This window comes from Anaerolineales bacterium (assembly GCA_003105035.1).
GTDB lineage: Bacteria > Chloroflexota > Anaerolineae > Anaerolineales > UBA4823 > FEB-25.
This window is the reverse complement of sequence record PQAL01000001.1, coordinates 1-15,730: the sequence shown is the minus strand read 5'-3', so window position 1 is coordinate 15,730 and position 15,730 is coordinate 1. Positions and strand designations below refer to the sequence as shown.

Annotated in this window: 6 protein-coding genes; all 6 read left to right on the top strand. The window is 51.4% G+C overall.

Translation table 11 applies throughout. The features are described from left to right. Positions 1–8: 8 nt before the first annotated feature. Positions 9–11,948 carry a hypothetical protein gene (locus C3F13_00030; GenBank protein ID PWB56850.1) on the top strand — a complete coding sequence of 3,980 codons (11,940 nt, stop codon included), beginning with the start codon at positions 9–11 and terminating at the stop codon, positions 11,946–11,948. Positions 11,949–11,966: 18 nt separating this feature from the next. Next, on the top strand, positions 11,967–12,320 hold the full coding sequence (locus tag C3F13_00025; GenBank protein ID PWB56849.1) for a hypothetical protein: 354 nt from the start codon (positions 11,967–11,969) through the stop codon (positions 12,318–12,320). Beyond that, complete coding sequence (locus tag C3F13_00020; protein PWB56848.1) at positions 12,310–13,350, top strand: adenylate/guanylate cyclase domain-containing response regulator; 1,041 nt, start codon at positions 12,310–12,312, stop codon at positions 13,348–13,350. The genes C3F13_00025 and C3F13_00020 overlap by 11 nt, the downstream gene beginning before the upstream one ends. A gap of 1 nt (position 13,351) precedes the next feature. Beyond that, on the top strand, positions 13,352–14,611 hold the full coding sequence (locus C3F13_00015; protein ID PWB56847.1) for a hypothetical protein: 1,260 nt from the start codon (positions 13,352–13,354) through the stop codon (positions 14,609–14,611). Then, complete coding sequence (locus C3F13_00010) at positions 14,611–15,321, top strand: hypothetical protein (protein PWB56846.1); 711 nt, start codon at positions 14,611–14,613, stop codon at positions 15,319–15,321. Before C3F13_00015 ends, C3F13_00010 begins: the two co-directional genes overlap by 1 nt. Positions 15,322–15,424: 103 nt before the next feature. Then, the coding region (locus tag C3F13_00005; protein PWB56845.1) for a hypothetical protein at positions 15,425–15,730 on the top strand (306 nt) is incomplete at its 3' end.

The window sequence follows — 15,730 nt, the reverse complement described above, 5'->3', positions numbered from 1 at the left end:
ATGAGTTTATGAAGAAACCTACCTGGCAGTCCCTGCGGGAATCAGCAGATTGGTCGCGCAAAGCCGCCACCCATGAGAAGGCGATCGATTTATATACCCAGGCACTGGCGAAGGCAAACGTGCCCTGGGATGCCAATGCTGAGATGAATTTATCCCTCGCCCACTGTCACAAGATGTTAGGTCACTCGAAGGTGGCCGACGAATGCCTGACTGGTCTGGCAGAAGCAGCTGAAAAGCGGGGAGATGATGCGACCTTCGTCAGCGCTTATGCAGAGCTGATCACTTTACTGCGCCAATTGGGAGATTTGCAACGCGGTCTGCAGCTAGGGCAAGCTACCCTGGTGGCTGCCATGCGGAGCGGTCAGCCAGGCTTAAAAGCGGATGCATTACTATCTCTAGCGATGATGCAGGTAGAGCTGGGCGAGTATGCTGCGGCGAAAAATTATCTGGATGAAGGCATGAAATTAATTCGTTCGCAGGATAAACTCAGATTGTGTAAAGCTTATTTTGTTTCGGGATTATATCTGAGTGCCACCGGTAAATATGAGGAACTTTATATTGAAACAAAAATGGGCTTAGAAATTGCCAGGAGTACTGGCGATCGCGACTGGGAAGGTATTGCATTGAATGCACTGGCAATTTCGACAACGGATCAAACCCTTCGGCGATCCTTGTGGGAAGAAGCACTTGAAGCGTTTACCGATGCCGGCGACCTGCCATATCAAGCTATTGTCTTTATGAACAGCAGCCAGTCGTGGGATGAGGTTGGTCTTTATAAGAGGGCGATTGATCTTTCACTTCGTGCCATGCAAATCAGTCTCGCTTCCAACCAGACTTCTATGTTAATCTTTGATTACCAAAACCTCGGCCTCACGTATAGCCTGCTGGGTGATTTTAATATGTCGGTTGATTATTTGCAGAAAGGTCTCAACAACGCGCATCAGGTTCATTATGTTCTCATGGAGTATATAATAAACCTATTATTAGGGGCAACCTATGTATTTTCTGGACGTCCAGAAAAAGCAGATGAAGCATTAAGCGCTGCTGAACAGGTCCCATTTCAGCCAAGCCCTGCCTTAAGATCGAACTACCTTGCGTACAAAGCTGCAATAAATGTAATAAAAAGCGATCGTTCATCAGCGGGAAAATTTGCCCGGCAAGCGGAGAGAATCCTGGATGAAATTATTAGCCAGGGTGTCACCGATGTTTCTCCAGTCGAGCTTGCCTGGTGGTGTTACCGTGCCCATTTACCTCTGACCAAAGCTGAAAATCCGCGCAAGAAAATTTCTAAACAAGCCTGGTCTGCGTTGCAATTAGGCTGGAAGGGGCTATTACTCGCGTTAGAAAACTTTACGGACGCAGGATTACGAAGAGGTTACTTACACCGTGATGTTTTCCGGCGTTTGCTCATCCTCGAATGGCTCAAACATGCGCCTGAGCATGCAATAATTGAAAAAGATCTGGCAGTCTTTACTTCTAAGGTACAGAAACCCGGCCGGTTAGATGAGGTATTCAAACGGCTCTTGAAAATGGGAGTTAACCTCAATGCTCAACGCGATCTTTCACTGCTGCCTCAAGAGATTCTAGAAGCGGTGGATGAACTTAGCGGGGCTGAACGGATCGCCCTGGTGCTTTTAGATGACGAAGGTAATTACCGCGAAGTAAAAACGATCCTCCCGCGCCCGGCATTTCCAAGCATTGCAGGGAAAGTTCTGGCCACCCCTGACCCAGTAGCTTTTATTGCTGAAATTGATCTGCATCTGAAAGAGGTCGTCCATACCCGGCAGGGATTTATTCGCCTGATAAACCCTGAAGCCGACCTTCTTACTCAGCGAAGCATTCTTTCTGCGCCTTTGCTCAGCCAGGGTAAGCTGGTAGGTGTGATTTATTGTGATCTACGTGGATGTTTTGGCCGCTTTGACCCAGAAGATTTGAGTTTGCTGGGCGTATTGACCAATCAAGCCGCGGTAGCATTGGAAAATGCGCACTGGTCTGCTACCCTCGAGCGGAAGGTGACTGATCGTACTGTGGAACTGAAACTTTCGAATTCGAACCTGGAACAGCGCAACGCTGAGCTGGCAGTGATCAACAGTGTACAGGCGGGGTTGGCATCAAAATTAGATATTCAAGAAATTTATGAGCTGGTTGGTGAAAAAATCAAAGAGATCTTTGACGCCAATACAGTGGTACTGGCTACATTTGACCTTGAGAAAAACCTGATGTACCGTCATTACACCATTGAGCGAGGAGAAAGGTTCTCTTTTGATCCCATGCCCATCCCTCGTATCTGGTCTCATTTCATAAATCAGGGCCAACCTCTTTTAGCCAATAAGAATGTTGAAGAAGGGATTCGGGAGATCGACCCCGATTTCGTGGTGCCTGCGGGTGAAATGCCTCAAAGTGTACTAAGTGTTCCATTCAAGCTGCATGGAAATATCTCAGGTTCTATCAGCTTGCAGAATGTGGACCGCGAAGATGCATTTAGTGAAGCGGATATGCACCTCCTGGAAACAGTGGCAAATAGCTTGAGTGTGGCATTGGAGAACGCCCGCTTGTTCGACGAGACCCAGCGACTGGTCAAAGCAGAGCAAGACCGCGTGGCTGAGCTGGAGATCATCAACTCCATCCAACAGGGGTTGGCCAAGGAAATGGATTTCCAGGCCATCGTTGACCTGGTTGGCGATAAGCTGTGCGAAGTATTTAAGACAGGCGATTTGGGGATTACCTGGTGGGAGGAACAGGCAAATCTCGTTCACTACATTTATATATACGAACACGGTCAACGCTTACATACGCCGCCATCTCCTCCGATTTCAGGCGGTATCTACGAGCATTTGATGACCAGCCGCCAGCCATATGTGATGGGCCTGGCTGAAATGGAGGACTATCCCCTTATACCAGGGACAGACAGAAGCTTATCAGCGGTTTACATCCCCATTATCAGCAGCGATAGATTTCTCGGCGCTATTCATCTCGAAGATTTTGACCACGAGAATGCTTTTGGTGAAGGAGAGATCCGTCTACTAACCACGATCGCGGCTTCTTTAGGCACTGCCCTTGAGAATGCCCGCCTGTTCGACGAGACTCAACGCCTGGTGAAGGCAGAACAGGACCGAATCGCTGAGTTGCAAATCATCAACTCAATTCAACAGGGGCTGGCAGCTGAGCTGGACTTTCAGACCATCGTTGACCTGGTGGGCGACAAGCTGCGCGAGGTGTTCAATATCGGTGACCTGGGGATTTCCTGGTATGACAAGAAGGCTAACCTGGCGAATTATCTCTACCAATACGAGCACGGTAAGCGTATTTTTGCTTTGCCATCTACGCCTCTTAAGGGTGGGATTTACGAAACCCTAATGAAGACGCGCCAACCCTATGTGATTGAAGCAGAAGAGTTAGCAAAATCATTAACCCTGCCAGGAACGGATCACAGTCTCTCTTTTGTGTCTATCCCCATTATTGGCTCTGACCGCTTCCTGGGCGATATTACGGTTGAAAATTTTGAACGCGAGCATGCCTTTGGTGATGCAGAAATCCGCCTGCTTAGCACGATTGCGGCCTCTCTAGGTACTGCTCTCGAAAATGCGCGCCTGTTCAACGAGACCCAGCGATTGGTTAAGGCTGAGCAAGAGCGTGTAGCTGAGTTGCAGATCATCAACTCCATTCAACAGGGGCTGGCCAAGGAGATGGATTTCCAGGCTATCGTTGACCTGGTTGGCGATAAGCTGCGCGAAGTCTTGCATACGGATGAGCTTGGCATTGCCTGGTACGATGAGAAGGCCAATTTGATCCATTACCTTTACAGCTATGAGCATGGCAAGCGTTTATTTCTCCCTACCAGAGAACCTGTTCCAGGTGGTGTTTTTGAACAGCTTCGTGGCACTCGCAATTTAATGATCGCCAATACTGCGTCAGACTTTGAGGGAATTACTGCACATATCGAAGGAACCGATTATGAAAAATCGGCGATAGCCATACCGATCATCAGCAGTGACCGGGTGATCGGTTTTATAACTGTTAGCGATTATGAGCATGAATATGCTTTCAAGGAATCAGAACAGCGTTTACTGACCACAATTGCCGCTTCATTGGGTACTGCCCTGGAGAATGCCCGCCTATTCAATGAGACCCAACGTCTGTTCAAGGCTGAACAAGAGCGCGTTAATGAGCTGCAGATCATTAACTCCATCCAGCAAGGCCTGGCGGCCGAGTTGGATTTCCAGGCGATTGTCGACCTGGTGGGTGATAAATTAAGTGAGGTATTACAATCGGAAAACATTGGCATCCGCTGGTATGATGAAAGAACAAATCTGGTCCATTATCTGTATGAAAAGGAACATGGGGCCCGCCTGACCATACCCCCCAGTTCTCCCACGCCTAACAGTCCGTTCGTACAAATAGCCACTTTACGCCAGCCCGTGGTGTATAACACCGTAAATGAGATGCTGGCCATGGGTACGTCGATTGTTCCAGGTACAGATCAAAGTAAATCAGTGGTCGATGTCCCCATTATCAGCAGTGATAGATTTTTGGGGGTTATCCACGATGAGAACTTCGAGCGCGAATATGCTTACGGTGAATCCGAGTTACGTTTACTGACCACCATCGCCGCCACACTTGGGACTGCACTCGAAAATGCTCGTTTATTTGATGAAACCCAGCGGTTGTTAAAGGAAACCGAACAGCGTAATGCCGAGCTGGCTATCCTGAACAAGGTTGGCGAGGCGTTGTCCAAGCAGCTGGACATGGATGCGATCATCAAGATCGTTGGCGATCAGGTTCGCGATACCTTTAAGGCCGAAGTTACCTCCATTCACTTTTACGACCCAAAAACGAACCTGATCAGCACGCCGTATTACTATGACAAGGGTTACGCAGTCCCCCCTCCGCCCTTCGCATTGGAAAAAGGCTTAACCGCCGGCGTGATCCACAAGCGTGAGCCCTTACTTTTATCGAACTTGGAAGAAGAAGAGCAATACGGTGGGATCCTGGTAAAGGATGCTACTGGTGGCGGTGGTGAGACTCTCTCTTACCTTGGTGTGCCCATTATTATCGGCGATCAGGTCATTGGTGTGGTAAGTGTGCAGAGCTATAAGGAGTATGCATTTCAAAAAAGCCATGTCAGCCTACTCTCCACATTGGCATCCTCTATGGGTGTAGCCATTGCTAACGCTCGTCAATTCCAGGCTGAGCAGGAACGGGTGGCAGAGCTGCAGATCATCAACTCCATTCAGCAGGGATTGGCTGCTGAGCTGGATTTCCAGGCGATCGTTGACCTGGTGGGTGATAAGCTGCGGGAGGTCTTTAAAACGCCCGATCTGGGTATCCGTTGGTACGACGAAAAGACCAACCTTGTCCATTACATGTATTCATATGAGAATGGTCAGCGCCTGACCATTCCTCCAAGCGCACCGATTCCCGGAAGCGGATTTGAGAAGATAAGCCAAACGAGACAGCCTGTTGTCTGGAATACAGTCGAAGAAGGTGATGCCTTAACCGGAGGATCGCTTCCAGGCACTGACATCAGCAAGTCTGGTGTAATGGTTCCCATCATCAGCAGTGACCGGATGATAGGTGTTGTTCAGCTCGAAAACTACCAGCGCGAAAATGCCTATGACGAATCGGATATCCGCCTGTTAACTACCATTGCTGCCAGCCTGGGCGCTGCTTTGGAAAATGCCCGTTTATTTGACGAGATCCAACGCCTGCTAAAAGAAACCGAGCAGCGTAATGCTGAACTGGCCATCATCAACAGCGTGCAAGCTGCCCTGGCGGCAGAGCTGAATATCCAAGGCATCTACGATGCGGTGGGGGATAAGATTCGCGAGATCTTTCAGAGCGATAACCTAGAAATCCGCATTTTTGACCCAGCAGCCAAATTAATATACTTGCCTTACCTGTATGAAAAAAACCGCAGAGTGATGGTTGAGCCGCAGCCACTAAGTGACAAAGGTTTTGCTGCCCATATTCTTAGCACCGGCGAGACCCTGGTGATCAACGCTAATATGCAGCAAGAGGTAGAAAAATACGGCAGCTATGTTATTGCAGGGACGGAGCTGGATAAATCGGCAGTCATGGTGCCCCTTATCGTGGGTGACCAGGTGCGCGGGCTGATCAACCTTTCTAATTTTGAGCGCGAGAATGCCTTCAGCGAATCGGATGTTCGCCTGCTGCAAACACTGGCGAATAGCATGAGCGTAGCGCTGGAGAACGCCCGGTTATTTAATGAAACGCAACGTTTGCTCAAGGAAACTGAGCAGCGTAACGCCGAGCTGGCCATCATCAATAGCGTTCAGGCTGCCCTGGCTGCCGAGTTGAACATCCAGGGCATCTACGATGCGGTGGGTGATAAGATCCGTGAGATCTTCCAAAGTGGGAACCTGGAAATCCGTGTATTCAATGCACGGACCGCCATGGAGGAGTTCCCATACATCTTTGAACAGGGTGAGCGAGTTTGGGTAGAGCCCATGCCTCAAATTGATACAGGGGTAAGTGCGCACGTCGCCCGCACGCACGAAATCCTGGTAATTAACGAGAATTTTGCAGAAACCACTGAGAAATTAGGCAGCTATACCATTGCTGGCACTCAGATACAGAAGTCAGCCGTGTATGTGCCCTTGATCGTGGGTGACCAGGTGCGGGGTCTGGTCACACTGTCTAACTTTGAGCGTGAGAATGCCTTCAGCGATTCAGATGTCCGCCTGCTACACACCTTGGTAAACAGCATGAGCGTTGCACTGGAGAACGCCCGGTTGTTTAACGAGACCCAGCGGCTGCTTAAAGAAACGGAGCAGCGTAATGCTGAGTTGGCCATCATTAACAGTGTACAGGCTGCCCTGGCAGCAGAGTTGAATATCCAGGGTATCTATGATTCGGTAGGAGATAAGATCAGGGATATCTTCCAAAGTGATAACCTGGAAATCCGCATTTTTGATCCGCGTACCAACCTTGAACAATTCCCGTACCTATACGAGAATGGTGAGAGGATCGAACAGCAGCCTTTACAACGCATCGATACGGGAATCGCCGCCCATGTAACCCGGACGCGAGAGATCCTGGTCATCAATGAGAATACGGCTCAAGAAGCTGAAAAATACGGTAGCTACCTCGTGCCCGGCACGAATTCACCGAAATCGGTTGTTTACGTACCCTTGATCGTCGGTGACCAGGTACGCGGTCTGGTCGGATTATCAGACTTTACGCGTGAGCATGCCTTTACCGAATCAGATGTACGTCTACTGCAAACCCTGGTCAACAGCATGAATGTGGCTCTTGAAAATGCTCGCTTATTCAACGAAACCCAGCGATTGCTCGAGGAGACCAGCCAGCGTGCAAACGAGCTCTCCATCATCAACAGCGTCAGCCAGGCCATGTCCAGCCAGCTGCAGGTGGAGGCCATTATCCGTACCGTTGGAGATCAGGTGCGCGATACTCTCCACTCGGAAGTGGTGAACATCTACCTGTATGACACAGATAGCAATATGATCCACATTCCTTACAGCTACGACCGGAAGTATGTTACGTCCGCTTCTTTCCCGTATGGCTCAGGGTTAACCTCAAAGGTGATCGATTCGAAGCAGCCGATGATTCTGGGGAGTTTCGAAGAAATCGTCGGTGATGAGGCCATATTGAGTCCGAACAGCCCGGGCGATGAGCTGATGCCCCAGTCTTACCTGGGGGTGCCGATCGTGGTGGGTGAAAACGCAATCGGGGCGATTGATGTTCAGAGCTATACCCGCTTTGTTTATAACGAAAGCCATGTACGCCTGCTCTCTACCCTGGCCTCATCCATGGGAGTGGCCTTGGAAAACGCCCGCTTATTCGCCGAGACCCAGCGCTTGCTCAAGGAGACCGAACAGCGCAACGCAGAGCTGGCGATCATAAATAAGACTCAGGTAGCCTTGGCATCGAAGCTGGATCTCCAGGTGATGATCGACCTGTTTGGTGATGAAATCATGCGTAGCTTTCCACCGGAACCTGGAAAGGAGCACAACTATTCAGTGTTTATCGCCTTGTACGATAAGCAAACGAACTTCATCCAGTTCCCTTATTTGGTTGATGGGGAAGGCTCTCGGTTTGCCGAACCACCAGCCGAGCTTGGCCCAGGGCTCACTTCAGAGGTGATCCGAACGGGCAAACCGCTCGTCTTGAAGACGTTAGATGATCAGATTGCTCATGGTGCAGTTGCTTTTACTGATGACCGGGTGGATATGGGTTCTCAATCCTGGCTGGGTGTGCCAATTTGGAGCGGAGATCGTGTGATTGGTGTGCTGTCACTTCAGGACCAACGCCCAGGCTTATTCACTTTATCGGATGTCCGATTGTTATCTACGATGGCAGCCAGCCTTGGTGTAGCCCTGGAAAATGCCCGCCTCTTCGAAGAGACCCGTCGTCTGCTAGCAGAAACGGAGCAGCGTAATCGTGAGCTGGCTATCATCAGCCGCATAGGTCAAGCCTTAGCAGGCCAGCTTGACCCGCAGGGCATTTACGAGCTGGTGGGGGCTGAGCTACAGCAAGTCTTCGATGCCCAGATGGTGGGAATCATCACCTACGATCGGCAGGAGAACATGGCCTACTGGCGTTATTCCGTGGAAAAAGGGATTCGCCAGAATGTACCTCCCCACATACCGGGAGGATTTTCAGGTCATATCCTGCGAACGCGTGAGCCGTTGTTGATCACGCAAGATGTGGAAGAACGAGCACGAGAATTTGGCTCGACAGTCCTGGCAGGTGAATTACCCAAATGCTACCTGGGAGTGCCGCTCATCGCCGGTGGGGAAGTCACCGGTGTGATCACTCTGCAGGATATCGACCGTGAATGTGCATTCAACGAGAATGATTTGCGCTTAATCAGCACCCTGGCCCTCAGTATGGGTGTAGCGCTTGAGAACGCCCGCTTGTACCAGGAAACTCAGCATCATGCGGTTGAGATGGCTGCCCTGGCTGAAATCGGCTCTGACATTGCCTCCACGCATGAGATGGAGCCGGTGCTGGAGCGCCTGGCAGCCAAGACGCGCGAGCTGATGCAGGTGCGCGACATTGCCCTGTACCTCATCCAGCCTGATGGACACACCTTGAAACCGATCGTCTCCCAGGGCAAATATGCCAAGGAAACCTTGGATATGGTCGTACCACTTGGCCAGGGAATTACTGGGAACATTGCCCAAACCGGTGTGGCTGAGATCCTTAACGATCCCGAACATGACCCACGCACCATCAATATTCCAGGTACACCATCATACGATGAAGAGCCTGAAGTCTTCATGGTCGCCCCGCTGATCTCGCGTGGTAAGGTTATGGGAGTGATGTCGGTCTATCGTGATCGCGACCAGGGCACCTTCACCCAGCTTGAACTGGACTTCCTGGTTAGCCTGGCTCGCCAGGCTGCCATCGCCATTGAGAGCGCCCGCTTGTATACTGAAACTGAACGGAGAGCAACTGAGATGGCAGCCCTGGCAGAGGTGAGCCGTGAGATCTCTGCCACCCTCGAATTGCAAACCGTCTTAGAGCGCATCGCCAGCCAGGCCCGTGAGCTGTTAGCTGCCGGGAATAGCGCCGTCTACCTGCTCCAACCGGATGGCAAGACGTTGAAGGCTATTGCGGCAGAGGGTGATATTGCCAGCGAGGTGCTAGCCGATGAAGTCCAGCTGGGTGATGGGATCATCGGATGTATTGTCAATAGTGGCGTAGCAGAATGGGTTGATGATACTGCTTTAGATGCTCGGGCAGTAAATATTCCCGGCACAGAAGACATCCTGGAAGGTGAAAAGTTGCTTGTTGCACCATTGCTGACCCAGGAGCGGGCCATTGGCGCACTGGCCGTGTGGCGAGAGCCCGATGCTCCCCGGTTTAACCAGGCTGAATTGAACTTTTCTATCGGCCTGGCCCAGCAGGCTGTCGTAGCGATCCAAAACGCTCGCCTGTTTGAAGCTGCCCAGGATTCTCAGCGACGCATGGCGGATATTATTGACTTCCTACCCGATGCGACATTTGTGGTAGACCGGGAAGGCAGGGTCATCGCCTGGAACCTTGCAATCGAGGTGCTGACCCATGTGAATGCAGCGGATATATTGGGAAAAGCGAATTACGAATACTCCCTGCCCTTTTATGGCGAGCGCCGGCCCCTGCTGATTGACACGGTGCTTTTACCTGATGAGGAAATTAAACGGGATTATGCCCACATCCGCCAGATTGACGGTGTATTGATGGATGAAACAGTAGTGACATATCTAACTGGTGAGCCGGTATATTTGAATGCAACCGCATCCGCCCTGCGCACCACCAGGGGAGAAGTAGTAGGTGCCATCGAGACTATCCGGGATGTCACTGAACAAAAGCTAGCAGAGAAGGAGCTGCATCAAGCAAAAGTGGAGGCTGAAGCGGCCAACCAGGCCAAAAGCGCTTTCCTGGCCATGATGAGCCATGAAATTCGCACCCCGATGAACGCCATCATCGGGATGAGTGGCTTACTGATGGATACGCCGCTTAATTCGGAACAGCGCGAGTTTGCTGAGACCATCCGCTCCAGTGGTGACTCGCTACTGACCATTATTAACGATATCCTTGACTTTTCAAAGATCGAAGCTGGCAAGATGTCTTTGGAAGAGGTGCCTTTTGACTTGCGTGAGTGTATCGAGGCTTCCCTGGATTTAATTAAGGTCAAGGCGTCTGAGAAAGGCCTTGAGTTGGCATATCAGATAGATCCAGGTGTGCCTCAGGCGATAATTGGCGATGTCACCCGCTTACGCCAGGTGCTGATCAATCTTTTGGGAAATTCGGTAAAGTTCACCGAACAGGGGGAGATTGTGCTGACCGTGGGCAAGGGTGAGCAACCCAACAGCTTGCACTTTTCAGTGCGTGACACTGGCATCGGCATCCTACCCGAACGGATAGGCATGCTGTTCAAAGCCTTCACCCAGGCAGACGCATCCACCAGCCGGCGCTACGGAGGCACTGGCCTGGGTTTGGCGCTCAGCAACCGCATCGTGGAGCTGATGAATGGAAAAATGTGGGTGGAGAGTGTAGGTATTCATGGGAAAGGCTCAACCTTTCATTTCATTATTTTTGCTAAACCAGCACCGGATTGGAAAGGCCGCCCGCATATGGAAGGTGAGCATCCACAACTACGCGGCCGGCGGCTGCTGGTGGTGGACGACAATGCCACCAATCGGCGCATCTTGCAGCTGCAAACCCAGACCTGGGGAATGTTGCCCCTGGTATGTGAAACGCCCGCTGAAGCCTTAGGCTTGTTACGCAAGAGAGAGAAATTCGACCTGGCCATCCTGGATATGCAGATGCCTGAAATGAGTGGCCTCGAACTGGCTTCAGAGATTCGCAAGCTGGAGACCAGCCTCCCAGGCTCAATCCGCATGCCACTGGTTTTGTCAACTTCGCTGGGAGGTCGTGAGGAAGCACGCGAGGCGACCGAATTTGCTGCCATTTTATTAAAGCCTATCCGTCAATCAGCCTTGTTTGATATGCTAATCACGCTCTTTGCTGGAAAAGCCGGAGAAGTGGCGAAACCTGCTGCCGAACGCCTGGCACTCGATCCAGAGATGGCTTCACGGCATCCCTTGCGGATCCTCCTGGCTGAAGATAACGTAGTCAACCAGAAACTGGCGCTGCGCCTGCTATCCCAAATGGGCTACCGTGCTGATGTAGCGGCCAATGGGTTGGAAGTCTTGCAGGCAGTCAAACGCCAACCTTACGATGTGATCCTGATGGATGTGCAGATGCCTGAAATGGATGGTTTAGAAGCTACACGGCACCTATGCGCAAACGTCCCAGCAATAAAACGGCCGCGCATCATTGCCATGACAGCGAATGCCATGCAGGGTGACCGAGAAATGTGCCTTGAGGCTGGCATGAATGATTATTTAAGTAAACCCATTCGAGTGGACGAGCTGGTGCATGCCCTCAATCTGGCTAAACCACTGTCTGCCGAATGAAATATTTGAGGAGAGATTATGCAAGAACAAGCTATAATTGATATGCCCACCTATAACCAGCTCAAAGACTTGATGGGTGCAGATTTTATCATTGAGCTCATTGACACCTACAATATCGAAACTGCAGCGCTAATAGAACAGCTTGGTCAGGCACTTACGCAGGGCGAAACTACCTCATTCGGTCGGCATGCGCATTCCATTAAATCCAGCAGTGCCAGCCTGGGTGCCCTGGCTTTTTCACAACAGGCCCGTGAGCTTGAGATGATGGGCAAAGCGAATGACCTTACCGGTGCCGCGCCAAAAGTGGAGCAGCTGGCTGCGGACTTTGTTCAGGTAAAGCGGTGTTTGGAGGAGCTTAGGGATGAGCCGTAATGTAACATCCGGGCGCTTGCTGGTGGTAGATGACAACAAGGTCAACCGCCTGCTCCTCGGGCGTGGCCTGGAACAGCAAGGCCACCAGGTAGCCTTCGCTGAAAATGGTCGCCAGGCGTTGGACCTGCTGCACCAAAGTAAATTTGACCTGATGCTGCTTGATATCCAGATGCCCGAGATGGATGGTTACCAGGTGCTTGAGAGGTTAGCCAGTGACCTGGAATTGCGCGACATCCCCGTAATTGTCACTTCAGCCCTGGAAGAATTGGATAGCGTTGTGCGCTGCATCGAGATGGGCGCCGAAGATTACCTGATTAAGCCAGTTAATCCAGTTTTGTTAAGGGCACGTATCGGGGCATGCCTGGAGAAGAAACACTTGCGTGACCAGCAGAGAGAGCTCATCAAGCGCTTTGCCACTGCCGAAGTTGCGCAGGATTTAGAGGAATCAGGGTTTGCCCTGGGTGGCCGCTTCATTGAAGCCACCACCATGTTCTCTGATATTCGGGGTTTTACCGCCCTGGCTGAATCTCAATCCCCTGCCGATACCATCGAGCTGCTCAACACTTATTACACCTTGATGTTCGAAGCCATCAGTGGTCAGGGAGGCGTCGTCAACCAGATGGTGGGGGATGGCCTGATGGCTATTTTTGGGGCACCGATGCCGCTGCCAAACCACGCTGAGCAGGCTGTTCGGGCTGCATTGGAAATGATCGATATGATCACCCTGTTAAATATTGATCGAGACGCGGCCAGTAAGCCAACCATAAAAATCGGGATAGGCATTGCTACGGGGCAGGTGATCGCAGGCTATACCGGCACTCAACACCGGGCCACGTATACCTGCGTGGGCGATACGGTTAACCTGGCAGCCCGTCTTGAGGCATATACCAAGGTCGCGCAGGTGCCGATCTTGATCGACGAGATCACACGTCAATCATTGCATGAGTCGATCAAGGTGGATGACCTGGGAACGGTAGATATCAAGGGCAAGAATCACGCAGTCAGGATCTATTCAATCCCGGTAGGATGATATGCTAAACCGCTCAGAACAGGTTGCCTTAATTGCCAGAATCCCCTTATTCGCAGGTCTGCCGGATTCTGAGCTGATGCATCTGGCTGATACACTTCAACCGTGTGAGTTTGATCCTGGGGAGCTTCTCATTCGAGAAGGTGAATCAGACGAGCACTTTTATATTTTATTGGAGGGCGAAGCAGAAGTGATCAAAGCCCTGGGCACATCGGATGAGCGGCAGTTAGCCATCCGGCCTGAGGGAACCTTATTTGGTGAGATGAGCCTGTTTGATCCGCAAGGATCACACACTGCCAGTGTTCGGGCGCACACCGTCGCCCTGACTCTTGAAATGACCCGCCAGGATTTTAACCGCCTACTGCACCGCTACCCTAGCCTGGCATATGATATGGTACGCCAGATGAGCCTGCGACTGGAAGATACGGAAAATACTACCATCCTCGACTTGCGCGAAAAAAACCAGCAGCTTACGACTGCCTACCAGGATTTAAAAGCTGCTCAGGAACAGCTGCTGATCAAGGAGCGTTTGGAACGAGAGCTAGCCATTGCCCGCCAGATCCAGGAAAGCATCCTCCCCGATAGCCTGCCCCTGCTGGAAGGTTTTGATATCGCAGCTCTGACCATTCCTGCCCGGGCAGTTGGTGGTGATTATTACGACTTTATACCCATTAACAGACACCGCTTCGGCCTTGTGATCGGCGATGCCTGTGACAAGGGCATCCCCGCAGCCTTGTTCATTAACTTAACCAATAGCCTGGTGCATATCGAAGCTCCCCGCAATCCATCCCCTGAAGCATGCCTGCAACTGGTCAATCACCACCTGATCGAAATGAGCCACTCGGGCATGTTTGTGACACTGCTTTATGGCATCCTGGACATTTCTGGGAGTTTTGATTACTGCCGCGCCGGCCATCCTTACCCCATCGTGCTAGATAGTCACATGCAGCTGGTTGAAGCAGTTTCCAGCCCGGGCATGCCGCTTGGTATTGACGAAAGTATTGAGCTGGATGCGCAGACCGTAGTCATCCCCACAGGTGGATTAATTGTTATGTATAGTGATGGATTAAGCGAGGCGTTGGATGGCTCAGATAGCCAGTATGGTGTCGAGCGTTTACGCAATGCATTGCTTACCATCGGTCATCTACCCGCAGCCCAGATTTGCTCCATGATCTGGAAAGAGGTCCAGGAATTTGTTGGTGAGCAACCCCAATCCGATGACTTTACGATTGTCGTCATCAAGCGTTCGCCAGGGGGTCACTGATGGATAACCGCCTAACGGCGACTGCTTCCATACTCCAGTTCCTGAGCTCCCTACCCTTGTTCGAGGGAATTAACCCCTCCAGCCTGGTAGCAATTGCCAAGGGTAGCAGATTACAACCCGTGGCTAAAGGTAGTTTTATTTTCTTCCAGCATGATTTTGCAGACGCTGTATATGTGGTGTGGAGAGGAGTAATTGCCATCCGGCTTGAAAACCCCGATGGGCGCGAGCTGGTTATTAATGAGATAGAAGTTGGGGAATGCTTCGGTGAGCTGGGGGTTCTGACCGGTGAAGCGCGCTCAGCCAGTGCGGAGGCAATTGTTGATAGTGAGGTGCTTCTCATACCGGGTGCGGTGTTTATCCACGCATTGACACAGGAGCCATTGCTGGCAGGAAGACTCCTTGAAGTCACAGCTCGCAGGCTGCAGAATAGCAGCAAGCGAGAAGAGGCGCTGGCTTTCTTTGATGCCCAGCAGCGCTTAGCTGCTCAGCTGTTGCTATTGGATGGACAGTCGAGGGATAAGGGTTATCTGACCCTTTCACAGGATGAGCTGGCCACCCGTGTGGGGCTCACTCGCCAGACCGTGGCGACCATACTGGGTCGCTGGCGGCGCAGCGGATGGCTGCTCACCGGCCGTGGCCATATCGTGTTGCTCAACCTGGATGAACTGAATCTGCTTGCCCAGAGCCAGGCTGTAGATCATTGGGAATGATCCAGTGTCATTTAGCAGACAGACAAGTTGATGGACATTTGTTATCATGTGTATAATAATATTCGAGCAGTCGTTGTTGAAAAACAGTAAAGGAGAGACCGAGATGACCGAGAATCTGAATGAGAACTTAAGAAGCTTACTTATCAAGTTGTCTGCCGTGCGCGTGACACTAACCGATGCTGAGCAGTCACTGTTGGATCAACTTATCCTGGGTTCCGAAGCCGAGGTGAAAGCCCAGGCCCTCAAGTTCCAGGCTCCCGACGAGGTCAAGATGACCGGCGCAGATGAGGTCAAGGCCCAGGCCCTCAAGTTCCAAGCCCCCGATGAGGTCAAAATGACCGGCGCAGATGAAGTCAAGGCCCAAGCGCTGAAGTTCCAGGCTCCCGACGAGGTCAAGATGACCGGCGCA